General features: G+C 58.8%; 20 protein-coding genes. 11 read left to right on the top strand and 9 right to left on the bottom strand.

The window, feature by feature from the left end:
- The 3 genes from MK208_RS08715 to MK208_RS08705 form a co-directional block, all read right to left on the bottom strand.
- Complete coding sequence (locus MK208_RS08715) at positions 1–1116, bottom strand: site-specific DNA-methyltransferase (protein WP_294115974.1); 1116 nt, start codon at positions 1114–1116, stop codon at positions 1–3.
- 100 nt (positions 1117–1216) lie between these two features.
- On the bottom strand, positions 1217–1852 hold the full coding sequence (locus MK208_RS08710) for a ribonuclease HII (RefSeq protein ID WP_294115972.1): 636 nt from the start codon (positions 1850–1852) through the stop codon (positions 1217–1219).
- Between the two features lie 121 nt (positions 1853–1973).
- Complete coding sequence (locus MK208_RS08705) at positions 1974–2432, bottom strand: hypothetical protein (RefSeq protein WP_294115970.1); 459 nt, start codon at positions 2430–2432, stop codon at positions 1974–1976.
- 180 nt (positions 2433–2612) lie between these two features.
- Here MK208_RS08705 and MK208_RS08700 point away from each other — a divergent pair, with 180 nt between their 5' ends.
- The 4 genes from MK208_RS08700 to MK208_RS08685 all read left to right on the top strand — a co-directional run bounded on the left by MK208_RS08700 (position 2613) and on the right by MK208_RS08685 (position 6364).
- Positions 2613–2903 carry a hypothetical protein gene (locus MK208_RS08700; protein WP_294115968.1) on the top strand — a complete coding sequence of 97 codons (291 nt, stop codon included), beginning with the start codon at positions 2613–2615 and terminating at the stop codon, positions 2901–2903.
- Positions 2875–3579, top strand: coding sequence for a hypothetical protein (locus MK208_RS08695; protein WP_294115966.1), 705 nt, complete (start codon positions 2875–2877; stop codon positions 3577–3579). Before MK208_RS08700 ends, MK208_RS08695 begins: the two co-directional genes overlap by 29 nt.
- A gap of 114 nt (positions 3580–3693) precedes the next feature.
- Positions 3694–5247: a DUF427 domain-containing protein gene (locus MK208_RS08690; protein ID WP_294115962.1), complete on the top strand. Its 1554-nt coding sequence runs from the start codon at positions 3694–3696 to the stop codon at positions 5245–5247.
- Between the two features lie 121 nt (positions 5248–5368).
- A complete protein-coding gene (locus MK208_RS08685) occupies positions 5369–6364 on the top strand; it encodes a LacI family DNA-binding transcriptional regulator (RefSeq protein ID WP_294115961.1) in 996 nt (331 codons plus the stop codon).
- A 6-nt stretch (positions 6365–6370) separates the two neighbouring features.
- Here MK208_RS08685 and MK208_RS08680 read toward each other — a convergent pair whose 3' ends face one another.
- The 4 genes from MK208_RS08680 to MK208_RS08665 all read right to left on the bottom strand — a co-directional run bounded on the left by MK208_RS08680 (position 6371) and on the right by MK208_RS08665 (position 11732).
- Positions 6371–7288, bottom strand: a complete 918-nt coding sequence (locus MK208_RS08680) for a phosphoadenosine phosphosulfate reductase (RefSeq protein ID WP_294115960.1) — start codon at positions 7286–7288, stop codon at positions 6371–6373.
- Positions 7289–7290: 2 nt separating this feature from the next.
- Positions 7291–8298: a hypothetical protein gene (locus MK208_RS08675; RefSeq protein ID WP_294115959.1), complete on the bottom strand. Its 1008-nt coding sequence runs from the start codon at positions 8296–8298 to the stop codon at positions 7291–7293.
- An 84-nt stretch (positions 8299–8382) separates the two neighbouring features.
- Entirely contained in the window at positions 8383–10647 is a 2265-nt protein-coding gene (locus MK208_RS08670) for a glycosyltransferase family 2 protein (RefSeq protein WP_294115958.1), read from the bottom strand.
- A gap of 41 nt (positions 10648–10688) precedes the next feature.
- Entirely contained in the window at positions 10689–11732 is a 1044-nt protein-coding gene (locus MK208_RS08665; protein WP_294115957.1) for a glycosyltransferase family 2 protein, read from the bottom strand.
- A 207-nt stretch (positions 11733–11939) separates the two neighbouring features.
- On the opposite strand from MK208_RS08665, the gene MK208_RS08660 reads away from it, so the two are divergent.
- Positions 11940–13601 carry an ABC transporter substrate-binding protein gene (locus MK208_RS08660; RefSeq protein WP_294115956.1) on the top strand — a complete coding sequence of 554 codons (1662 nt, stop codon included), beginning with the start codon at positions 11940–11942 and terminating at the stop codon, positions 13599–13601.
- 4 nt (positions 13602–13605) lie between these two features.
- Here the strand turns inward: MK208_RS08660 and MK208_RS08655 are convergent, their stop codons facing one another.
- Positions 13606–14745 (bottom strand): zinc ABC transporter substrate-binding protein, encoded by a 1140-nt coding sequence (locus tag MK208_RS08655; protein WP_294115955.1) that lies wholly within the window; start codon positions 14743–14745, stop codon positions 13606–13608.
- An 87-nt stretch (positions 14746–14832) separates the two neighbouring features.
- Here MK208_RS08655 and MK208_RS08650 point away from each other — a divergent pair, with 87 nt between their 5' ends.
- The 3 genes from MK208_RS08650 to MK208_RS08640 are packed head-to-tail and all read left to right on the top strand — an operon-like array spanning position 14833 to position 16872.
- Positions 14833–15315, top strand: coding sequence for a transcriptional repressor (locus tag MK208_RS08650; RefSeq protein ID WP_294115954.1), 483 nt, complete (start codon positions 14833–14835; stop codon positions 15313–15315).
- Complete coding sequence (locus tag MK208_RS08645) at positions 15312–16070, top strand: metal ABC transporter ATP-binding protein (protein ID WP_294115953.1); 759 nt, start codon at positions 15312–15314, stop codon at positions 16068–16070. The genes MK208_RS08650 and MK208_RS08645 overlap by 4 nt, the downstream gene beginning before the upstream one ends.
- A 1-nt stretch (position 16071) precedes the next feature.
- Positions 16072–16872 (top strand): metal ABC transporter permease, encoded by an 801-nt coding sequence (locus MK208_RS08640; RefSeq protein WP_294116254.1) that lies wholly within the window; start codon positions 16072–16074, stop codon positions 16870–16872.
- Between the two features lie 85 nt (positions 16873–16957).
- Here MK208_RS08640 and MK208_RS08635 read toward each other — a convergent pair whose 3' ends face one another.
- Positions 16958–18133, bottom strand: coding sequence for a serine hydrolase domain-containing protein (locus MK208_RS08635; RefSeq protein WP_294116252.1), 1176 nt, complete (start codon positions 18131–18133; stop codon positions 16958–16960).
- Positions 18134–18387: 254 nt separating this feature from the next.
- On the opposite strand from MK208_RS08635, the gene MK208_RS08630 reads away from it, so the two are divergent.
- The 3 genes from MK208_RS08630 to MK208_RS08620 all read left to right on the top strand — a co-directional run bounded on the left by MK208_RS08630 (position 18388) and on the right by MK208_RS08620 (position 23642).
- Positions 18388–21360 carry a calcium-binding protein gene (locus MK208_RS08630; RefSeq protein ID WP_294115952.1) on the top strand — a complete coding sequence of 991 codons (2973 nt, stop codon included), beginning with the start codon at positions 18388–18390 and terminating at the stop codon, positions 21358–21360.
- A gap of 93 nt (positions 21361–21453) precedes the next feature.
- Positions 21454–22278, top strand: coding sequence for a glycosyltransferase family 2 protein (locus tag MK208_RS08625; protein ID WP_366010733.1), 825 nt, complete (start codon positions 21454–21456; stop codon positions 22276–22278).
- On the top strand, positions 22275–23642 hold the full coding sequence (locus tag MK208_RS08620; RefSeq protein WP_294115951.1) for an oligosaccharide flippase family protein: 1368 nt from the start codon (positions 22275–22277) through the stop codon (positions 23640–23642). The genes MK208_RS08625 and MK208_RS08620 overlap by 4 nt, the downstream gene beginning before the upstream one ends.
- Positions 23643–23716 lie beyond the last annotated feature (74 nt).

Here is a 23716-nt window from a genome sequence, read left to right as displayed (position 1 = left end):
TTAGTTGGGACGTGCCGCCATTTCTGCGCGAATTTGCTGACGGAGAAGGTCGATAGGCACCTTCTTGCCTTCGCGTTTGTAGGACCAGTAGGTCCAACCGTTACAGCTTGGCGCGCCTTCCAGATGCGCACCAACCTGATGGATGGATCCCTTGATGTCGTCGCCAATCAGCGTGCCATCGGCACGGACTTTGGCTTTGTGACGGCCATTCAGGGAATAGAGGTTTTCGCCGGGGCGCAGCATGCCGCGCTCAACCAGTTGACCAAACGGCACACGAGGCTCGGCACGTTTGGAGGCGGTCACGGCCAGCGCTTCGCGGTCAAACTTGCGCACCTTCTTCAGGCGTTTTTCGGCCACTTTGCGATAGGCGGCTTCGCGTTCGATGCCGATGTACTCACGACCCAGCATCTTGGCGACAGCGCCGGTGGTGCCGGTGCCAAAGAACGGATCAAGGATCACGTCTCCGGGGTTGGTGGAGCCCACCAGCACGCGATGCAGCAGGCTCTCCGGTTTCTGCGTCGGATGTGCCTTATCGCCGTTTTCATCTTTCAGACGCTCATGACCGGTGCAGATCGGCAGCACCCAATCGCTGCGCATCTGTACACCTTCGTTGAGCGCTTTGAGCGCTTCGTAGTTGAAGGTGTATTTCGCGCCTTCGGATTTGGACGCCCAAATCATGGTTTCATGCGCGTTGGTGAAGCGTTTGCCACGGAAATTTGGCATCGGGTTGGACTTGCGCCAGACCACATCGTTGAGAATCCAGAAGCCCTGGTTCTGCAGTTCCGCGCCCATGCGGAACACGTTGTGGTAGGAGCCAATCACCCAGATTGCCCCGTTGGGTTTCAGAAGACGGCGGGCCGCCTTCAGCCATTCGCGTGTGAACTTGTCATACGCGGTGAAACTCGAAAACTGGTCCCACTCGTCGTCAACCGCGTCCACTTTGGAATTGTCTGGACGGTGCAGCTCGCCTTTCAACTGAAGGTTATATGGCGGGTCTGCGAAGATCAGATCGATCGAGTTTTCAGGCAGACTGTTCATCACTTCGATACAGTCGCCGGACAATATACTATTGATCGGGAGCGCGGATGCGCCCTTCGCTTTGGTCATCGTTTTCATTCTCTGCCTCATTACGGCGCGGTTTTTTTGGTGCGCTCGTTATGTGGATAAGTTTGAGTCAAACGTGATTCGGCGTCAATTTCTTTTTTGAATCAGAGAGTTAGTTTTTCGCTTGATACAAGATATTGTGCACAGGCTTAAACGAACGCCTATGATGTGGGGTCACCCCCAGTTCGACCAGCGCCTCTCTGTGCTTTTTGGACGGGTATCCGGCGTTTGTTTCCCATCCGTAACCAGGGAACTGTTGCGCCAAATCCATCATGATGGTGTCACGCGCCGTTTTTGCCACGATGGACGCGGCAGAAATCGAGAGTGACCGCGCGTCCCCTTTGACGATTGCTTCGGATGAGATTTGCAATCCAGAGGGGATCAAATTGCCATCGATCAGCAGGTGATCCGGCGCCGAGTTCAACCCCGCGACGGCCCGTTCCATGGCGATGTGGCTAGCGCGCAAAATGTTGTGTTCGTCGATCTCTTCGACCGTGCAATGGGCGATGCAGACATCGGCCACGTCCAGGATTTCTTCGGTCAGTGCCTCGCGCCGTTTGGCGGTCAGTTTCTTGGAGTCGTTGAGACCGGCAGGGATATTGTTCGGGTTCAGCACCACCGCCGCCGCCGTCACGGGTCCGGCCAGTGGACCTCGCCCGACTTCGTCCACGCCGGCCACGCGGGTTAGGCCACGGGCAAAGGCAGCTTCTTCTAGGGAAAAGTCGGGGGCGGTGATCTCTTTTGTCATGCTGTGTTGAGAAGCATTCCATGGGGCCAAAGGCAAGAAAAAAGCCGGGCAGCCCCTCGTCTGCCCGGCCAGTTGCCGATCTTACTGTCGGCTTGCACACCGCTCGATGGTGGGGATCAGGTTAACGCCAAACCACTTTGTAACCGTTGTTGCTCAGGCACTGGCTGCGGTAGCCAGCAATCCGGCCATGGGCGCTTTTGCGCTTGAAGTAGCACTGCTCTGGCAGGCGGTAGGCCGGGTATTGGGCGCGAAACAGACAGCGCTGGCCGTAGCCTTGGATGATGCGACCTTTTGGAGTTTGAAACCGCTTGGCACAGTGGCTTGGCAGCCAGGCTTTGTGCTTCTTCTTGGGTTTGTGGGTCTTTTTGGGTTTCGGCTTGGTCGCTGGTTTAGACACCACCGGAGCCGGGTCTGATTTCTTGTTGTCCGCCACGGCGGCTCCGATCACAGCCAGCGCGGTCACACCAAACAGCAGCGCGGCGATGGCGTCTTCATCCATAGCGTGGGCACGCGGGGCTGTGGCGCCGGTGAGGATGATGGCGATACTCAGTACGGAGGCGATAAACGTCTTGGAAGTCATGGCGAAGTCCTGTTTTTTGAATGTTGTCCGGGCTGTGCGCCGGTTTGCCCATCCGTTTTCGCCGCAACTCCAAAAATCTCACAATATCAGCATCTTGTTATGAGATATCAGGTACTCAAACCAACTTGGTTATTGAATAACAGGGCGTCTTTGCGCCAAGGTCGGCTCATGAAACAGCTCATGACATATAGCCTTTGTATTGCCGCGCTGGTCGCCGCCCTTGCAGCGCCTGATGCGGCGCATGCGGCCGACTGCTATGCCGATTACAAAGCCAAGAAAGACGCCCCGTTGCGCCTGCACTACGGTGTGATCGATCTCAAAAACGGCTGTGACGCCGGATCTGCAAAGCAAGAAGTTGCCGCCCGCATTGGGAAAGACGGATGGACCTTGTTAAACGTGCTCTCGGTGTTTGACGCCTCAGAGCTCTCCGGAAAGGAAGACAGTGCAGGACAATTCTACCTCCGTTATTGAAACACGGCGCAGCGGTGGGCGGATCGTGGCACTTGGGATTGGGGCGATTGTTCTGATCCTTTTGGCCTGCGCAGCGCTGTTGCTGCTGACCTTGCCGGATGCCAATGCGTTTAACGCCCGCGTCGAGGCGCTGTTTCTGGCCAATGATGACCTGACCGGTCAGGCGGAAATCAAACTGCTCGAAATTCTTGCACAATCCGGCACCGCCTTTGCCGACACGCTTGCCAGCTATCGCATGGTGATTTTGGTGCTCTTAGTGTTCGCCACCGGCATGATGATTGCTGCGCTGGTGTTTCTGGTTGGGCTCATCACCATGAACCGCCGCATGGCACAGATCGAGCGTGCGGGCATTCAGGTAACCTCGCTGATTGTCAGCCGCGAGGAGAAAACCGTGTACCTCAACGAGATGGGCTTCAAGCTGACCGACGCGGCGATGGAGACGTTGTCGGTGCTGGCCGAGGCGCGTATGGATGATGACGTGCTGTCGGGTATTGAGCTGGAAAGCATGATCTCCGGCAAACCGGCCACCGATTGCGAAGAGGCCGCCGGAGCAACGCGCATCAAACGCCTGCGGGACTCCCTGGGTAATCAGATGGTGAGCCAGCTCCTCGTCAAGAACATCGCCCGCAAAGGCTATGTGCTCTCGATCGACAAAGATGTGATAGAAGTGCTCTAACAGGTGCGGCACACAATTTCTTGATGTGCCGCCCATCCTCTTGTTTGCCTTTTGTTCACTCCCCACATAGGGGAGACTGCGTGACAGGGGTGACGATCAGGGAAGGATCAGGGCATGGAAGGTTCACGTTTTGGCGCCAACGCGGGCTACGGGATTGAGATCAAACCGATTGCCTCCACGGTGCGGGTTTTGCGAAACGGGCAGGTTCTGGCGGAAAGCACCAATGCCAAGGTGATGTATGAGACCCGGCTGGCGCCTCAGATCTACATTCCTAGAGAAGACATTCTGACGCCACTTTCGAATGAGACCGAGTTGCAGACCTTTTGCCCGTTCAAAGGCACGGCGCGCTATCATGACCTGATGCTAGATGGCGAGACTATTTACAATGGCGTCTGGTGTTACGACGACGCCATGCCGGAAAGCCGCGCGATCAATGGGCATATCGGCTTTATGCCTGGTGCGCAGGTGGAGTTTGACCTGGGCGGCGTGGAGCTTGATCCGGTGGCGGATGGCAATATCACCGGGCCGCTGGTGGATTGGCTGATGCGCGGGGCGGCGTTTGAGACCACGCCGGAGGACTTCATTGGTACCTTGGGCAAAAAGATGGTCGAGCACGGCATTGCCGTGGCCCGGATGAGCGCGATGATCTGGTCGCTGCACCCAATGATTGCCGGGAAGAACTACATCTGGAAACGCGACGAAGAAGAGATCACCACCTTTGCGCCGTCCTACGAACTTTATGACCACCCGTCCTTCAAAAACAGCCCGTTGAGCTATGTCTCCAAGGGACTTGGAGGTGTGCGGCAGAAACTCACCTGCGCCAAATCGGAGATGCAGTTTCCGGTGATGGAGGACCTGAAAGCCGAAGGCGCGACGGACTATGTGGCGATGCCGCTGTTTTTTAGCGATGGGCAAATCAACGTGCTGACGCTGACCAGCGACCATCCCGAAGGCTTCACCACCGCCAACCTTGGACTGATCTTTGAAGTCTCCACCGTGATCAGCCGCTTCTTTGAGGTGTTTACCCAGAAAGAAAACGCCCAGTCCCTGCTAGAGACTTACGTTGGACGCCGCACCGGGGCACGGGTACTGGGCGGCGAAATCCGGCGGGGCGATGGCGATGACATCGACGCCGCGATCATGTTCTGCGACCTGCGCGGCTCCACCCGACTGGAAGAAGAACTGGGGCGCAAGGATTACATCGAGTTGCTCAATACCTTCTTTGATACCGCGTCTTCGATTGTGCATGCCCATGGCGGCGAGGTTCTGAAATTCATCGGCGACGCTGTGCTCGCGGTATTCCCCGACACCGAAGATGGCACCGATGCAGGCGCCGAGGCTTTGCAGGCCGCGCGCGACATTGTTACCAAGCTGGCTGAATTGCGCGAGGAAGACCCAAATCGTTGTTGTGAATGCTCGATTGGCATCTGCTACGGGCAGGTCACCTACGGCAACGTTGGCTCTCAGGAACGGCTGGATTTCACCGTGATTGGCCGCCCGGCCAACATCGCGGCCCGCCTCGGCGACTACGGTAAGACCGTGGGTCACCGCATCGTGGCCTCCGGCCGCGTAGCGCAACACGCCCCTGACAGCAAACCACTTGGGCCTGTCTCCTTGCACAACGTAAAGGAGCCAGTAGAGAGCTTTGCTATTTCGGCGGACATGTAACCAGTCCTGTTAACTGTGCGCATGTGCGCAGGCAGCGAGTGCTTGAACAGGCGCAACTGATCGCGGTAACATTCCGATAGTCTTATCGGGAAGAATATCAGTGACTCAGAAAAACCGTTCCTTGACCCTTCGTGACGTATCTGAAGCTTCGGGGGTGTCCGAGATGACGGTCAGCCGCGTGTTGCGCAACCGCGGGGACGTGTCCGCAGCCACACGCGACAAGGTACTGACAGCGGCCAAAGAGCTGGGATATGTGCCCAACAAAATCGCCGGGGCGCTGGCCAGTCAGAGGGTGAACCTTGTGGCGGTGATCATCCCGTCCCTGTCAAATATGGTCTTTCCTGAAGTTCTGAGTGGGATCAGCCAGGTTCTGGAAGACACCGAGTTGCAGCCGGTTGTCGGCGTGACAGATTACCTCCCTGAAAAAGAAGAGAAAGTTCTCTACGAAATGCTGTCCTGGCGGCCCTCTGGTGTGATCATCGCTGGACTGGAGCACACCGAAGCCTCCCGTGCGATGCTCAACGCCAGCGGCATTCCAGTGGTGGAAATCATGGACACCGATGGTGATCCTGTGGACGCCATGGTGGGCATATCGCACCGCCGCGCTGGCCGAGAAATGGCCGCCGCAATCCTGAAAGCCGGCTATAAGAAAATCGCCTTCCTAGGCACCAAAATGCCGCTCGATCACCGCGCTCGCAAACGCTTTGAAGGCTTTACCGAAGTGCTGGCCAAATCCGGCGTTGAGGTGGTGGATCGAGAATTTTATTCCGGCGGGTCCGCGCTGGCGAAAGGCCGCGAGATGACCGAAGCGGTGCTGGAGCGCAGCCCGGATGTGGATTTCATCTACTACAGCAACGACATGATTGGCGCGGGCGGTCTGCTCTACCTTTTGGAGAAAGGCATCGACGTCCCGGGCCAGATTGGTCTGGCGGGCTTCAACGGTGTCGAGCTGTTGCAAGGCTTGCCACGACAGCTGGCCACGATGGACGCCTGCCGCCGCGAGATTGGCACCAAGGCGGCGGAGATCATCGCCGCGCGGGTGAACGACGTGGAAAAAGAGGGTCAGGTGACCTTAGCCCCCACCATCAGCTTTGGCGATACGTTGCGTGGCGTGTAAGGGGGCTTAGCCCCCCATTTTGGCGCGGGCAGCCCGCAAGGCTTTGCGGAAGTTTGGCCCGCGTCGGCGCGCAAGCACGGCTGAGCAGTAGGTGGCGATCAGCCACGGTCGCCCGTCCGCCAGAACCGTTTTGAGCATCTCTTTCTGGTACCGCCCTACATCGCGCCGCGCTCGCATCATGCTGTAGAACTTGGGCGCGGTCATGTCCCCGGCCACGCAGCTCTCGATGACCGGCTTTAACAGTCCCAACATAATCCAGAGCGAGGCAATCCGGTGCCCCATATAGCGGCAGCGGTATTTGCGTACGTTGTCGCCACGGAACAGCGCGGCGTGCATTGCGTCCAGACCCATGCGAGGATCGTAGAAGATATTCACCTCACCGGCCTCGGCAATCATGTCCGGCCCATAGGCATAGCGCCCGCTGAAGTCCCGGTGCCAGGCTTTGCGGTAGCGGGTTTCCCAACTGGCAATCTCGCGATCCAACGTCGCCTGTGGGGAGATACAAATGACCGTTGCGCCGGGGGCCGCCGCAGAAAAGACTGAGGCCGCATAGGCGCCCATCGACGCGCCGTAAAACACCACTTTGTCGAATTGCTCGAAAAAACATTCGTCGCGCAGCCGGTCAAAGAAATCAAACACCGCCTCGTCACGATACCACGACCAACCATGCGCCATCATGCCCAGCATCGACCAGCCGCGCGCGGTAACGAAGTTGTAGCCCCACGGCATGCGCTCGGCACTGTCCTCATAGACATGGTCGAGGTTTTCAAAGGTCACAATCAGGGTTTTGCCCTGTTTGATATATAGCGCTGAGTGTTCCTCGCCCAACTCCTCAAAAAACCCGCGTTCTGCGCCGATCTCTTTCAGATTGCTTTGCCAGTCGGTTTGGCTGGGCGCGTCGGGTTTTGTATCACCGTCCGCCACGCTCAGCCCTCCCGAAAAAGGCTGGGTGCGCCCTCGATCAGCTGGTTTCGCCATTGTTTGATTTGCCCGGTTTCCACCAGGAAATCGCGCGACAGTTTTTCGACCGAAGCCTCACCTTTCAGCGACTCAATGGCCACCTTGGCCTGAAACTCCGGATCGGTGATCGGGGCTTTGGCGGTTTTCTTCTTGGGTGGGATCAGGGCCGCATCCGGTTCAATGTCGTGCTTTTGCATGACCTTGTGCATAAACGAGCCGCGCCGCGGGCGGTTGTTCTCTTTCTCTTCCAAACGCGGCTTCATCCGACGCGCCCAGAAATGCACCGCCTTGGTCTCCTCGGTCAGCCAGTCTTTCTCAATGTCAAACGCGCTGCGGATCATCTTGTTGCGGTCTTTGAACGACACCGGATAGAACGCCGTTTCAGGCTCCGCATATTTGATTTCGCCGGACTGCTGCAGGAAATAGGTCACCGCCGCTGGGCCGGTAAAGCCCCAGTTTTGCTCGGTCATGTGCACCGGACGCCCTGCGTCCTTCTCCGCCTGAAGCTCTTTTTGTTGCCAAGGCTTCAACCACGGGCCAATCGCGTATTCGTCTTCAAAAAACGTCAACATCGCATCGAGCGCTTTGGAGGTTTTTGGCAGACCAAGCACGGCATTGCAGACCAGCCCCTCTTTTTCCCTGCCAAACACTGATTTGCGGGTGTAGTTGAACGGGCGGTAGCAATAGACATCCGCGTCCACCCAAATCTTGTCGGTCTTTTTCAGCATGTTGAGCCGCCACAGATCGGCATGAATTGCCGGGCTGCCGGTGCGCGCGTGGCGGTGCATTGGCTCGCCCGGGAAAATCTCCGCCGCATCCGCCGCATGCACCCCTTCAGGTACATTTGGGATCTCTTCGTAGCTGTAAAGCGTGGTGTGATGGCCCGCATCCGCAAAGGATTTCAGACAGAGCTGCTCCAACCAGGAAAGCTGCCCGCCAATCCATAGGGACGCGATTTCGGGAAGTTTGGCCATTTTACCTCAACCTTTGTTCTTACTTTGGAAACAGTTTACCCGGAAACCATTGGGCTGTCTTCGGAAATTCCACGACAATTTGCGCTAGTGCGCCGTGTCTTGCTTCTCGACGGTGAAGAAGAAGTCCTCCGGCAAATCGCGTTCCACCACCCAATCGGGGATGACCTCAGGACCAGCCAAGAAGACGTTGGCGCCAAAATGCGGATGCAGGCGTGCCAGACGTTCCTGACGGGCGCTGGTCAGGTCGTCATAGAACTTGCTGTAGTTGGAAGTTTCCTTGAGCGCATCGATTTTGGCGCGGTGGCGATCCACGGAAAACGCATGTGCCTCGGCAATCTCAGGGTCCGACAACAGCCGATCCATCTCCGCCTGCATCGCCGGGATCATGCGCTGGATCGAGGTGTCTTCTTCGGTGTTGTTGTTCATCCGGAACCAATAAGCCATGCCCTGATCGCGATCGACATGGTTCACGCGGCCTCGGTCCCGCTTCACCAAGAAGCTCTCAGCCGAACGCACGGCGTAGTGGTTAAGCTGCACGAGATCATAGCCGATGGTGTCAGTCGTGGAGCGCCAGGCGTTGCGGTACATGTCCTTGGGCAGCGGTTGGCCGGAGCCGTTCACCCAGTTGATGTGGGACCAAAGCTGGGGATTGAGCCCTTTGGGCCGGTGCACACCCAGCTTCTTAAACAGGCCAATGTTGCGGTAAAGCGTTTTGAAGCCCCACGCCTGATGCGGTTTGCGCGTCATTTCACGGGCACAGCGGGTGAATTGCGCCATCAACGGTTCGTCCGCATACTCATGCACATCTGAGTTGCCAAACAACCGCCACGTACAGGAAATCAAATTGGCATCGCCCACCGCCTCAAACAGCGCGGGCAGCGTACCGTCCCCCACTTTGACGTTGATGAACTCATCCACATCCATGGAAATCACCCAATCGGCGTTTTGGATGATCTCTTCTTTCTCCCCGGCCTGAAGCGCGGCGTGTTGCGGTTTGAGATTGGTGCCTTTGAACGGATTTTCCCGGTGCTGCACAAAGCCTTTGTCCTGCAACAGATCCAAGAAGGTATCGGTGCCATCGTTACAGTCATTGGTGTAGACCAGCACGTCCTTCACCCCGATGGCGCGGTGATAGGCCAGCCACTCAAGGATAAACGGCCCTTCGTTTTTCATACAGGTGATTATCGCCACATCGTTGGCCGCCGGGTTTACCTTGGGGGCGGCGATTTCCGGCATGCGGATCGGTTTGTGGTCAAACTTCTTTTTAGACAGTTTGATCAGCTCCGCCTCTTCAATCAGCGAGGTCTTGGGCACAATCTGCCCGACACTGTCAGTGGGGTGGCGCAGGCCCATGCAGCGGTAGAATTTGACCCATTCGTCTGCTTCGGGTTTCGCGCCAACCACGCGGATCAAGCGCCAGACCACCTCAGGTCCGGTCTTCTGCGGGGCCACCACCCAGCGGCGGCGCATTTTGGCCGCGTCAAACTGCACGCAGATGTGGTCACCATGGCTGACCGCGTCGTCATTGCGCACCCGCCATGGGTAGCAGTGCTGCCCGACCAATGTCACCACACCGGACGAAGACTTCACTGCCATATCAAACAGAGTCCGGCCTTTGGTACCCTTGCCTTTGATCTGCATGACCAGATCGGAAATATCCAACAGAGCAATGGCGCGCGCGGTGTTGAGCCAGCGGTAGCGGATCATCTCGATCAGTTGCAATTCGGCCAGCGGCGAGTCCCATGGGCTGGGAGACGGAATCTCCATCCGGTCTTTGCCAGGTGCATCAGGGGCGTTGAAAGGATGAGCTTCCGACGGCAAGTCCAAAGCGCCCAATGGCGTGTCAGCACGCAGCACCATGACCTGCTTGAGCCCGGCAATGATGGACACACCGGCCTCCAACTCTTCGAGATAGGCCGCGTCGGTGCCCGGTTCGGCCCGATCCAAGATCACCGCGCCTTGCAGGTTGTGATAGCGGGCGTGGTAGCGCAGCCAGTCCAAGGTGGCCTGTGCGGTCTCGCCGGTGCGCACTGCTAGCATCACATTGAGCGCGGCAAAGACATCCAGCTCTTGAGGCTGCATCGGCAGGCTGACTTCTTGGCCATTCACCTTGACCGCTGGCGCGTCGCTTTCGTAGGTCAGGTTCACGATCAACCCATTGCCAACGCTGCGAAGGTTTGAAATTTTGGTTTTTGTTCCGGCCTTCAGAGCGTTCTCTGTGAGGCCTGTTTTAAAGAAGGCCATGCATTCGGGCTGTTTGGCCTCATCCAGCTTTAGGCATGACAACACCGTGCTGCCCGACACCTGCGTGTGTGACAATTCGCGATAATGAAACGCTGCTTTGCCCATGCTGTGGCCCTTGTTTTACCCTGCCTGCCTGCACGTTTGTGTCAGGAATTCTTATAGTTGGCCAATTGATACCACTTTACCAACTGCCGCTGCAAATCGCGAGGGGGCACCTGACTGCTGCCGGCACAAAGAATTTGCGACATCAGTTCCTGCACCTCCGGCTGCGCGATCAACGCCTGAAATCGCTCTTGATGCCAACGGACACCAGCGGCATGCGCCTCTGCGACGCCTTCAATGGCCAGTAATCGCTGCAGCTCCCGCTCCGTTGCCGGGCGCATCTTTGCGATGGAGGTGTCTTCTTCGGTGTTGAAATTGCGCTCCACCCAATAAGCGAGGTCGACCTTTTTGGTCGCGCGGTTGGGCAGCCCCCTGTCGCGCTTCACGACAAAGGCCGCTGCCGAGCGCACCGCGTAGTGGTTCAACTCCACCAAGTCCCGCGCGACGCCTAGGTCATAGAGTGACAAGCGCTGCGGGGTCTTGGCCAGAAACGGATGCACGGGTTGGCCAGAGCCATCGACCATTTTGGGCCAACCAGCCTTGTCCGGGTCTTTCTGCTTGGGACGATGCACGCCCAGCTGGTTGAAAGGCCCCTTGGCGCGAAACAGGGTTTTGAACAGGCTGGCCGCCACCGGGTATTGCGCTTCCGCCGGGATGCAGCGGATGAACTGTTCGGTGACCGACACATCGTCAATGGCGACACGTTCATTGTTGCCATATAGGCGCCACGGCATGATGATCGCATCGGTGTCTGTTGGCACTTTGCCCAGCAGATCAGGAATTTGATGTCCCGGCACATGGATGTTGAGGAACTCATCCACATCCGTGACCATGATCCAGTCTGCCACCTTGCGCAGCGGATGTTTCCAGGCCTGTCGCAACGCCTGCCATTGGATGCTTTTGTCCGGCTCTGGCACATGCGGCACATGCACCACTTCGCCTGCGTCCGCCAGCAATGACAACATCTGATCCGTGCCATCATCACAGTCATTTGAGTAGATCAGAAAATCCGTCAGCCCCGCGCCGCGATGGTGCGCGATCCACTCCAACAGGTAGGGCGCTTCATTTCGCACCGATGTGACGCTCAAAATGCGCAACGAACTGGCCTCAAGGTTTGTTTGAACTGTGCATACCACAGCGCGCAGGCACGGCTAAACAGCCCTTAAGAAAAACATCCTACGCTGAGTCTTGCCGGAAACACCTGTCAGATCACAGGCTTATGTCTTGCCCCTGCAACACACACAGTGAAGAATAGATACACGCCACCTCGACCTCCGCCTGCTCAAGAGGACGCCATGACTTTTACCAAACGCAACGGACAGCCGCTACCCTCCCACCTTCTGCACCACGCGGACAGGGTGCGACGACGCGGCGTGGACCGGCGGGAGTTCCTGGCCCTGGCGAGCGCGTTTGGGGCCACCTCCGCCACCGCGTATGGAATGTTGGGCTTGTCCACGCCCGCGGCCGCGCAAACCGCGCCAAAACAAGGCGGTACGGTCCGCATTCAGCAAGAGGTGCGCGCGCTGAAAGATCCGCGCCTGTTTGACTGGCCACAGATCGCCAATTTCACACGTGGCTGGCTTGAAACGCTGATCACTTATGAAAGCGACGGCACGTTCAAGCCCGCGCTATTAGAAAGCTGGGAGATTTCTGACGATGCCAAAACCTACACGCTCTTTGTGCGCAAAGGCGTGACATGGAACAACGGCACCGCCTTCACCGCAGAGGATGTGGCCCGCAACATCCACTGCTGGTGTGACCGCGACATGGCTGGCAACTCCATGGCCGGGCGCTTTGCCACACTGATTGATCCAAACACCAACCAAGCGCTGGAAGGCGCCATAGAGGTTGTCGATGACCACACGGTACGGCTCAACCTGCCCAAACCTGACATCTCCCTGATCCCCGGCATGGCGGATTACCCTGCCGCGATTGTGCCGGACGGATTTGATGCGGCGAAGATGTTGGAAAACCCCATTGGCACAGGACCTTACCTGCCCGAGAGTTTGCTCCCTGGTGAAAAAGGCGTGCTTGTGCGCAATGCCAATCATAGCTGGTGGAACGCGGGCAATGGCGCTTGGCTGGACCGGATCGAGTTTCTTGATTTTGGCACCGACCCTGCCGCCTGGGCCCGCGCGGCGCAGGACGGGGACATCGATATGACCTACTCCGTTGATGGCGAATACGCCGATCTGATTGGCAGCTTTGGCGGCTGGACCAAACACGATGTGATTTCCATGGCCACGGTTGTAGTCCGCCCCAATCAGACAGCCGAGGTAGGCGGCATCAAACCCTACGCGGACGCGCGGGTTCGCCAAGCGATTATGAAAGCCGTGGACAATGGCATTTTGCTGGAACTGGGCAACGATGGACGTGGCGAGGTGGCGCAAAACCACCACATTGGACCAGCCCATCCGGAATACGCCGACATTGGTGTGCCGGAATACGACCCCGAAGGCGCAAGGGCATTGTTAAAAGAGGTGGGCGCCGAGGATTTCGAGATGGAAATTCACACCATCGACGACGCCTGGCGCAAAAACACCACCGACGCCGTGGTGGCACAACTGCGGGACGCTGGTTTCAAAGCCAAAACCCGTGTCGTGCCCGGCAACACCTATTGGGACAACTGGGACAGCTTCCCGTTTAGCGCCACGGACTGGAACCACCGCCCTCTTGGCGTGCAAATCTGGGCTCTGGCCTATCGCAGCGGCGAGGCGTGGAACGAGTTTGGCTATTCAAACCCCGCGTTTGACGCCATCCTAGACGAGGCCTTGGGCACCGTGGACATCGACAAACGCCGCGCGTTGGTCGCGCAGGGCGAAAAAATCCTGCAAGACGACGCGGTAACCATCCAGCCTTATTGGCGTGCCTTGGCGAACCACACAGTGGATGGGCTAGAAGGCGGGGCGCACCACATCTCGTTTGAGATCCGCCCCGCAGCGTTGCATTGGACCTGACGCCTTAGTGCGACAGGCAGGCCTCAAACTGGTTGGCCAAAGTCTGGATCAGGTCCACATAATTTGGTGCGTCCTGCTTGGCGCCGGTTGGGTCCAACTCCTCAGAATGCAGATCGAGACCTTCGCTGATCGCTTTCACGATGTCGTCATTGAACTGCGGCTCTGTGAAGACACAGGTGATGTTGTTGTCGGTCAGCACATCTCGGATGGACGCCAAACGCGCTGCACTTGGCGATGCGCCATCGCCGTTCAAGAAAGCACCGGACGCCGCGAGGTCAAACCGGGTTTCGAAATACTGGTAGGCATCGTGAAACACCACAAAGCCTTTGCCCTGAAGCGGCGCCAGTTGTTCTGAAATCGATGTCGTGAGAGCGGCCAGTTCCGCATCCAGATCCGCGGCGTTGGCGCGATAGGCCGCCGCGTTGCCCGGGTCGATTTCAGAAAGCTTCAAGGCAATTGCGCTGGCCCAGAAACGGGCGTTTTCAGGATCAAGCCAGGCGTGTGGGTCGACACCCTCGTGGCTGTGACCGTCATGGGAACCATGTGCGTCGTGTTCATCGTGATGATCGTCGTGACCTTCTTTGTGCTCCGCATGTTCTTCATCTTCATGCTTTTCATGATCGTCGTGATCCTCATCAGCGTGATCCTCATGAGCATGGTCATTATGCTTATCGTGATCATCATGCTCGTCGTGGTCGTCGTGGTCGCCATGATCTGTATGTTCTTCATGCTCGTCGTGGTGATCATCACCGTGATTGTGAGGATCTTTGCCACCCAGAGACATCTCGATAAAGGTCTCGCTTTCCCGGAACTCCAATTCGCGCGTGCCATTCAGATGCAGCAGTTCCAGCGTCGCAGCCTCACTCGCCAAAGACTCAATCGAATCCTCCAGCATTGGGGTCAGTTCGGCCCCAACCCAAATCACCAGCTCGGCGTTTTGCAGCGCGCGAGCCTCGGATGGGCGCATGGCGTAGTCATGCGGTGAGACATTGGCAGGAAGAAGCTGCTTGGAGGTGCCGACCCCGTCCATCACCTTGGCAACAAGCGCTTGAATCGGCGCAATATCTGTCACCACCTTTGGGGCATCGGCCTGCGCGGAAAATGCTACAAGAGAGGCCGCGAGGGCCGCGCTGATGATTCGCATGAGGGTATCCTCTGGTTTGAATATTTGCGCTGGCTCTAGTGCAAATGTTATACTATATCAAGTCATCCTTTTGAGTGGAGAGGCGACATGCAAACAGTGGGCTTTGGACAGCACGATCACGCAGCCTGTGTCGGCGGTGGTATGAAAGCCGCCGAGGACGCCTGCGAAGCGCAAGGGCTGCGGCTCACCAAAGGCCGGCGGCGTGTGCTGGAAATCCTGCTGCAGGAACATCGCGCTATGGGAGCCTATGACATCCTTGGCATGTTGTCAGATGAAGGCTTCGCCGCGCAGCCACCGGTGGTCTACCGCGCGCTGGATTTCCTGGTGGCCAATGGCTTTGCCCACAAAATCCAAAAGCTCAACGCCTACATCGCCTGTGCCCATCCGGGAGACTCTCACACCCCGGTTTTCTTGATCTGCCGCGAATGTGAAACTGTAGCTGAAACCGCAGCACCTTTGCAGTCCACACTCGGCGAAGTGGCTGAAAAAATTGGATTTAAGATCGAAAACACCATTGTTGAGGCTGAGGGAATGTGCCCGACCTGTCGCGACACGGAGACCGCCGTATGAGGCTGGTGACTGTCAACGGCTTGTCGGTGCAACAGGGCAACCATCAGGCCTTGGCCAACGTTGCGCTGACAATAGACAAGGGTGAGATTGTCACCATTGTGGGGCCCAACGGCAGCGGCAAGTCGACCTTGCTGCGCTGTATCATCGGGGCCCTGAAACCGGACAGCGGCACCATTCTGAAAGCCGCAGGCATGCGGATTGGCTATGTGCCGCAGAAACTTGCCATTGATGCGACCATGCCACTTACGGCGGCGCGTTTTTTGTCTCTGCCCAAGCGGCGCAGTGCGGCGGACATTCAAGCGGCGCTGCAACAGGTTGGCGCGGATGGGTTGCAGGATCGTCCGATGGCTGGCCTGTCCGGCGGGCAGTTTCAGCGTGTGCTGTTGGCGCGAGCGTTGATGGACAAGCCGGACCTGCTCATTCTGGATGAGCCGACCACTGGCTTGGACCAACCGGGGTCAGCGGATCTTTACACCCAAATCGAGCAAGTGCGCCAAGACACCGGGGCGGCGGTGCTCATGGTCAGTCACGAGCTGCATGTGGTGATGAGCGCGTCGGACCGTGTGGTCTGTCTGAATGGCCATGTGTGCTGTCACGGCACGCCGGAAATTGTCGCCTCGGCACCAGAATATCGCGCGCTTTTTGGCACCGGCACCCATGGCGCGCTCGCGCTCTATCGGCACGAGCATGACCACCACCATCACCACGATCATGACGATGCGCATGATTGCGGGCACGACCACGGATCCTATTGATATGTTTGACGACTTCCTGATCCGCGCGCTCTTTGCAGGCGTGGGCGTCGCCTTGGCGGCTGCCCCCTTGGGCTGCTTTGTTGTGTGGCGCCGCATGGCCTATTTTGGCGACGCGACGGCGCATGCGGCGATCCTTGGGGTGGCGCTGTCTTTGGGGTTTGGTGTATCGGTTTTCATCGGGGCGCTTGGGGTGGCTTTGGCGATGGCGTTGACCGTGTCCAACCTGTCGGAAAAAGGCTATGGCGTGGACACGATTCTGGGCGTTTTGGCGCATTCTGCGCTGGCGTTTGGCCTAGTGGCGGTGTCGTTTTTGCGGGGTATTCGGCTGGATCTGAACTCCTATCTGTTCGGCGACATCCTCGCAGTGAGCAAGGTTGACCTGCTGGTGATCTGGATCGGCGCGGCTATTGTAATCGGGCTGATGGCCTGGCGCTGGCAGGCGCTTTTGACCTCGACTGTGAACCGTGGACTGGCCTATGCAAGCGGGATCAATCCTAAGCGAGAACAACAACTTATGACGCTCGGCCTCGCCATTGTGGTGGCTGTCGCGATCAAGGTTGTCGGCGCGTTGTTGATTGTGGCGATGCTGATCATTCCGGCGGCTGCGGCGCGCGCGTTGGCACGCTCCCCAGAGGCGATGGCTTTTGGCGCGGCGGGCATTGGGGCGCTGGCGGCAGTGGGCGGATTGGGATTGTCTTATCAGATGGACACCCCTGCCGGACCGTCGATTGTCTGCGCGGCGGCGGTGCTCTTTCTGGCGCTCAATCTGGTGGCGCGGGTGGTGCTGAGAAGCGCCCGTTAACCCGCCAAAATCCACGTCGGTATTACGTCGGTATCACGTCTGTTTTGCGGAGGTGCATATTTTGGCACTCGCCCGCCGTTAACCTTTAGTCCGTCAGAGCCGCATGTACCAAAGCTTTGAGCTGTGGCCTGGTCGGATAAGAACTCGACGGCGAGAGCTGTGTGAAGAACACCACCGACAACTTTTCAACCGGATCAATCCAGAAGAAAGTCGAGGCCATGCCGCCCCAGCTGAAGTCGCCAACACTGCCCGGACAGCGGGCGCGGGCCGGGTCAAGCACGATGGCCCCGCCGAGACCAAAGCCCATGCCGTCCATCGGCTGTTCTGCAAAACTCATCGGCCCCATGGAGGCGATGTCGCCGGGCAGGTGATTGGAGGTCATGAAGCGCACGGTGCGCGGGGACAGCAGACGCACGTCGCCCAGCGCGCCACCCCGGCGCAGCATTTCGGCAAAGCGCAGGTAATCGTCCATGGTGCCAACCAAACCGCCGCCGCCAGAGTGCATGGAAGCGTTGAGGAAGGGCGAGCCGTCGGTTGTGTCCACAAGGCGCAGGGTGTCCGCGCCGATCTTCGCCTGATTAAGCGCCATCGCGTCGCCCTCAAGCGGCGTGTAGAGATCGGCAAACCGCTCCTCTGTGCCGGGAATGACCGAGAATCCAGTTTCCGACATGCCCAGCGGGTCGAGAACTTCACTTTGCAAAAACTCGGCAAGGCTTTGCCCAGTGATGACTTCGATCACGCGGCCCAGAATGTCGATGCTGACGGAATACTCCCAGCGCGTGCCGGGCTGAAACGCCAATGTCAGGGCCGCCACCTGATCCGCCATATCGGCCAGTGCGCCCTGGTTGGCTTTGAACATCAGGTCCTGCGCGTCCATCTGATTGGCCAACAGGCCGGGATTAAACGGGTAGCTCAGACCGCTGGTGTGTGTCGCCAACTGATGCAACGTGGGCGTGGCGCAGGGCTCCACCTGATCCATCGTCGACGCGCCGGGCACCAGCGCGTGACAGTCTTTGAAGGCGGGAATGAAATTGGACACCGGCGCATCCAGATGCACAAGGCCGCGCTCCACCAGCATCATCAGTGCAACTGTGGTGACTGGTTTGGTCATGGAATAAATCCGCGCCACGGTGTCCCGCTCAAATGGCGCACCGGAGGCGATGCTGCGCAGACCGGTGGCGTGGTCAAACACCACGTCGCCGTCGCGCGCAATCAAAGCGCCGCAGCCGGCATATTTGCGATCCGTGACCAATCGATCCATCCAGCCCGACAGCTGCGCCAAGCGGTTGGTGTCAAACCCCCGGTCCTGCGGTAGAGCTGTGCCGATCATGGATGCCTCCCAAACTGCCTGATCTGACACCAACAGTGCCTTTTGGGTGGGGCCACGGGCAAGGTGGTAAGACTACGTAGTTCGTTCAACCCTAACCCTAGGTCCCTATTCCCGAGCAATCCCCTTTGAACAGCCCCCTAAATCGCCCATATTGGACCCAACAACAGGCCAGGAGGACGCGGCGCGTGTTCACAAAGACCTTGAAACAGAGACTTGGGGCGGCGGTTGCGGCGGTCTCCCTTTTGGTGACGGCGCAGATTGCCACGGCGCAGGACACAGCCCAAACCACAGAGCCCCCTGCCCCGCAGACGGTTTATGTGTTTGGCAACAGCCTGGTGCATCACCTGACCGACACCGATGAAACCGCTGTGCCACATTGGTTAAGCCAAATGGCAGTGGCGGCAGGCACGGAATTAAAACTGGACGGGCAATGGGGCTTTCTGCGCGATTTTGCAAAGAGTGAAACACCCAGCGCCGGATGGCGATTTGGCGATGTAGAACGTGGCTGGACGCGGGACTATCGCAACTTTGCCGACGTGGACTGGGATACGATTGTGATCACCCCGGCGAACTTCATTCAGTATCAAGACGCCGACAAAGCCTTCCATGGCGACAACCCGGACAATGCTTCGCCGCTGTCGGCCACGCTGGAGGTGATCGACACCATGCAGAGTGCCGTGGGACCGATACGGATTGCGATCTATGAAGGCTGGGCTGACATGGGCGGTCAGGTCAAAAAGTTCCCGCCCAGTGCGCGGCAGATGCGCAAGTATCAGCGGTTCAATAGCGGCGATTACCATGAGTGGTTTGAGGACTATGTCGACGCGCTGCGCGAGGCCCGGCCGGATGCGGAGATTGACCTGATCCCGGTGGCGAGCACCTTGGCGGAGCTGATTGAAGGCGGCGTGCTGGATGGGTTGGACGCGGAAGTGTTTTACACCGACGACGCGCCCCATGGCACGCCAACCACCTATTTCCTGGCCGCCGCGATCACTTATGTGGGTCTCTATGAGGCGGAGCTGCCCTTGGTGCTGGATATTCCGGAGAGCATCCATGCGGATGTGCTCACCTATTGGGAAGCGGTGCGCGATGAAATTCACCGGCTGGTGTTGAAACCTTTGCAGCAAGCGGCGGCCCGGGAGGTGCCGTCCGGTGTGCCCTTTCGCACGCCAGAGGGAGATGCGCCGCAGCTAGCCGGGCTTGGATTGGCCGATCCGGCGCTGGCCATGGGGTTGAGCGGGATCAGCGATTGGTCCACGCAGCGGCCGTTTATCGATGTGATGAAAACTGCACGGCCTTGGGTGGGGCATCTGCCCGGCCAATGGGGCGGCGTGAGCTTCGAAGAGTTGGATGCGCGCGGCTTGCTGGACGAGGATGGCTGGGTCTGGGGCGTGCCGGAGGACATCGAGTCGGTTGAGGCGCTTATCCTGACCGACCTGCCGGAAGAGGCCAGCGGTCTCGCCGGGCGCTATCGGGTGACGTGGCAAGGCGTGGGGGAGATTGAGCTCACTGGGCGGGCACGGGTGACCTCCAAGGTTCCAGGGGAGATCTGGTTTGACTTCACGCCCGGCGAAGGACCGGTGGGCATCAAGATCCGCCAACCGGACCCGGATATGACCGGCGATTATGTGCGCGACATTCAGGTGATGGCGCAGCCCTACATTATGCTGGCGGAGGCCGGGGCGGTGTTCAACCCGGCCTGGCTCAACGTGGTCGATGACCTGCGCCTTGTGCGATTTATGGATTGGATGAAGACGAATGGCTCTACCCAGTCCAGCTGGGACGGGCGGCCTTTGCAGAGTGACTTCACCTATGGCTGGCGCGGGGTGCCGGTGGAGGTGATGGTGCGGCTGGCCAATGAGATTGGCGCGGACCCGTGGTTCACCATGCCGCATCTGGCGGATGAGGGCTACCTGACCGCTTTTGCCAGCTATGTGCACGACCATCTGGATGCCGCGCTCAACGCCCATGTCGAATACTCCAACGAGATGTGGAACTGGGGCTTTGAGCAGGCGCAATGGGCCTTGAAAGAGGGCGAAGCGCGTTGGGGTAAAGGCCAGGACGTGCAGATGCAGTTTGCCGGCATGCGCGCCGCAGAGATGGCGCGCATTTGGGGCGAGGTTTATGGCGAGGCGGCCGAAGGGCGGTTGACGCGTGTGATTGCGACACACACCAACTGGCCCGGCTTTGAAGAGGGACTTCTGCAGGCGCCGCTGTGGCAGGCGGAGGGCAATCCGGCGCCGGTGAGCTTGTTTGAGGCTTACGGTGTGACAGGCTATTTTGGCGTGACGTTGGGGCTGGAAGATGAAGGCGCGCAAGAGCTGCACGGCTGGCTGGCGGACGCGCGCAAAAAGGCCGAGGCTGCGGGGGCGGCAGAAGGGCTGCAACGGGCGGCGCTAACGGCTTATGTAGAGGACCACGCGCATGACGGCGTGGCGGCGCAGGCGGCGGCGTGGCTGCGCAAGGGGGAGTTGAAGGAACTGACCGGGAAGCTGCTGCCGTATCACCGCGATGTGGCGCGCAAGAATGGTCTGAAACTGGTGATGTATGAAGGCGGCAACCATGCGGTGGGTGTGGGTGTTGAGGCAAATGACGCGGCGCTGACGGCGTTTTTCATGGAGTTCAGCACCAGCGCCGAGATGGGCGCGATGTATGAAGAGCTGCTGGCAAGCTGGCGCAGTTTGGGCGGGCAGAGCTTCAATGCATTTACCGATGTGGGCAAGCCGAGCAAATGGGGCAGCTGGGGGCATCTGCGGTATTTAGGGGACAAGACGCCCCGGCATGACGTGCTGATGGAGTATAACCTCACCGGCCCACATTGGAGTGAGGACCGCGCCGAAGATACTTTCCTGCACGGCGGAATTTACCTTGGTGACGACGAAACCAACCGGCTGGAAGGCACCGGCAAACGCGATGTGCTGTTGGGCATGGGCGGCAACGATGTGCTGGTGGCGCGGGGTCCGGGCGATCTGCTGCATGGTGGGCCGGGTACCGATCGGGCGATCTTGCCGGGGACACAGAGCGAGTATGAATTCAGCCGCGAGGGCGCGCAGGTGCGGGCCATTGCGGACGGTCGCAGCTATCTTTTGACCGAGATGGAGGCCGTGGCCTTTGAAGACGCCCCTGCGCTGGTGCTGCCGCTGAGCGGGCTTTTGTGACACAGGGTTGATGTGAAAGGGAAATCCCCCTGCCCCGACCCTAGCCGATCTGATAGGTTGCGCCAAACGTGACGTCAGAGGCGAGCCATTTCCGTGTTGAGCATTCTCATTCCGGCCAACAATGAGGCCGCCCATATCGGCCCTTGTTTGGAAGCCGTTTTGGCCTCTGACGGGCCAGCGGTGGCGCAGATTGTGGTGGCGGCCAATGGCTGTGAGGACGACACGGTGCAGATTGCCGAGGGCTTCCGTACACAAGCTAAAGACAAAGGCTGGAGCCTCACGGTTCTGGACCTGCCCGCTTTGGGCAAAATGGGCGCGCTCAATGCCGCCGATGACGCTGCCAATTTTGGCACCCGCGCCTATCTGGATGCCGATGTTCGGGTCGACCCAGCTCTGATGGGACAAATTGCCGAAGCGCTGAACACAGATGCGCCACGATATGCCAGCGGCAAGTTGCGACTGCCGCGCGCCAAGACATGGGCTACGCGGGCCTATGCACGCACCTACAGCAAAGTGCCTTTCATCACTCACGGCGTGCCGGGGGCTGGCTTGTTTGCGGTGAACGCCGCCGGTCGCGCGCGCTGGGATGAGTTTCCCGGTATCATTTCGGACGACACCTTTGTGCGGCTGAACTTCACGCCAGAAGAACGGATCGGCACCGAAGCGGGTTATGACTGGCCGCTGGTTGAGGGATTCGCCGCCTTGGTCAAAGTTCGGCGACGCCAAAACGCAGGTGTAGACGAAATTAAGGCACGGTTCCCGGACCTGCTGCAAAACGACGATAAATTCACCCTCAGTTTAGGCACAAAACTAACCATGATGGTGCGCGATACGTTGGGCTTTGCAGTTTATGCGGCGGTCTCGATTGTGGTGAAGTTTTCGCCCCAGAAATCCAGTGCCTGGGAGCGCGGAAGATGAGCCGCCTCAAAAGCCTCACGCAGGGCAATTCGCTTGCCGCACGCGCCATTCGCAGTGGCGGCTGGACCATCCTTGGGTATGGCGGGTCTCAAGCGCTGCGACTGGCCTCCAACCTGATCCTCACTCGCCTGCTCTTTCCAGAAGCTTTTGGCCTGATGAGCCTTGTTTGGGTCTTCTTGCAGGGGCTGTCCAACCTGTCGGACATGGGCGTGACCCAGTCGATCCTGCAAAGCAAACGCGGCGAGGATCGCGCCTTCCTCGACACCGCCTGGACCATCCAGGTGTTGCGCGGCGTGTTCCTGCTGATCCTGACCTGGGCCTTGGCTGTGCCAGCGGCGGCGTTTTATGACGCGCCGGAGCTGGCCGAGATTCTACCGGTGGTCGGCCTGACCCTGTTGATCATGGGGTTGTTCCCCACCAAAAAAGACAGCGCCAACCGGCACCTTGCGCTGGGGCGGATCACGATGATCGACCTGTCAGCGCAAGTGATAGGACTGGTGGTCGGCGTGGCCATTGCCTGGGCCACGGGATCGGTCTGGGCCTTGGTGGCCAATGCGGTGACCACCACGGTCATGCAGTTGATTTTCTACTATATTTTCCTGCCCGGCGCGATCAATAAGCCGCGCTGGGACAAGCCCGCCGCCGGAGAACTAATCCACTTTGGCAAGTGGATTTTCCTCTCCACCGCCGCCGGTTTTCTGCTGTCTCAAGGTGACAAAATTGTGCTGGGCAAACACCTCAGCCTTGGCGCGCTAGGGGTCTACAACATCGGCTACTTCCTGGCATCCTTCCCGCTGTTGCTGGGCGGGATGTTGATGCGGCGGATCATGATCCCGATCTACCGCGAAAAGCCCCCAAGCGAGAGCGCCGAGAACCGCGCCAAATTGCACAAGATGCGCATGCTCTTGAGCGGCGGGTTGATGGGACTTTTGACGCTGTTTGCCTTGATCGGCGTCTGGCTGGTCGCCGCGCTCTATGATCCGCGCTATGCGCTGGCCGGGGGGGTGGTGGTGCTTTTGGCGGTGATGCAAATCCCGCAGGTGATTGCCCTGACCTACGACCAGGCCGCTTTGGCCGCCGGGGACAGCCGTGGTTTCTTCCTGTTGGCCGCGACACGGGCGGCGCTCATGATGGTGGGCCTGATGATCGGAGCAAGCCAGTATGGCCTCACCGGTGCCTTGCTGGGACAGGGATTGGCGATGGTGCTGGCCTATCCGGCGGTGGTCTGTCTGGCGCGGGCACATGATGCCTGGGATGCGCGCCATGATGCGGTGTTTTGGACCGTGGGCATTGGCATAGGCGGCCTTGCCTTTTGGCTATATCAGAGCGCGATTGTTAAGCTTTCTGCCCTCAATTTGCCCTGATTTCACCTTCCTACTGGTCCGATGGGATTCTATCTTTAAGCCAAGTGTAAGAGTCCCCCTATCAGAAGGGGACC

The sequence above is a fragment of the Shimia sp. genome (genome assembly GCF_022448905.1).
GTDB lineage: Bacteria > Pseudomonadota > Alphaproteobacteria > Rhodobacterales > Rhodobacteraceae > Shimia.
This window is presented reverse-complemented; position numbering and strand designations above follow the sequence as displayed.

Bases quoted from the DNA above. Each gene is read 5' to 3' on its own strand.
- MK208_RS08715 (WP_294115974.1), bottom strand. From the start codon at position 1,116: ATGAAAACGATGACCAAAGCGAAGGGCGCATCCGCGCTCCCGATCAAT.
- MK208_RS08710 (WP_294115972.1), bottom strand. From the start codon at position 1,852: ATGACAAAAGAGATCACCGCCCCCGACTTTTCCCTAGAAGAAGCTGCC.
- MK208_RS08705 (WP_294115970.1), bottom strand. From the start codon at position 2,432: ATGACTTCCAAGACGTTTATCGCCTCCGTACTGAGTATCGCCATCATC.
- MK208_RS08700 (WP_294115968.1), top strand. From the start codon at position 2,613: ATGACATATAGCCTTTGTATTGCCGCGCTGGTCGCCGCCCTTGCAGCG.
- MK208_RS08690 (WP_294115962.1), top strand. From the start codon at position 3,694: ATGGAAGGTTCACGTTTTGGCGCCAACGCGGGCTACGGGATTGAGATC.
- MK208_RS08675 (WP_294115959.1), bottom strand. From the start codon at position 8,298: ATGGCCAAACTTCCCGAAATCGCGTCCCTATGGATTGGCGGGCAGCTT.
- MK208_RS08670 (WP_294115958.1), bottom strand. From the start codon at position 10,647: ATGGGCAAAGCAGCGTTTCATTATCGCGAATTGTCACACACGCAGGTG.
- MK208_RS08660 (WP_294115956.1), top strand. From the start codon at position 11,940: ATGACTTTTACCAAACGCAACGGACAGCCGCTACCCTCCCACCTTCTG.
- MK208_RS08655 (WP_294115955.1), bottom strand. From the start codon at position 14,745: ATGCGAATCATCAGCGCGGCCCTCGCGGCCTCTCTTGTAGCATTTTCC.
- MK208_RS08650 (WP_294115954.1), top strand. From the start codon at position 14,833: ATGCAAACAGTGGGCTTTGGACAGCACGATCACGCAGCCTGTGTCGGC.
- MK208_RS08645 (WP_294115953.1), top strand. From the start codon at position 15,312: ATGAGGCTGGTGACTGTCAACGGCTTGTCGGTGCAACAGGGCAACCAT.
- MK208_RS08640 (WP_294116254.1), top strand. From the start codon at position 16,072: ATGTTTGACGACTTCCTGATCCGCGCGCTCTTTGCAGGCGTGGGCGTC.
- MK208_RS08635 (WP_294116252.1), bottom strand. From the start codon at position 18,133: ATGGATCGATTGGTCACGGATCGCAAATATGCCGGCTGCGGCGCTTTG.
- MK208_RS08620 (WP_294115951.1), top strand. From the start codon at position 22,275: ATGAGCCGCCTCAAAAGCCTCACGCAGGGCAATTCGCTTGCCGCACGC.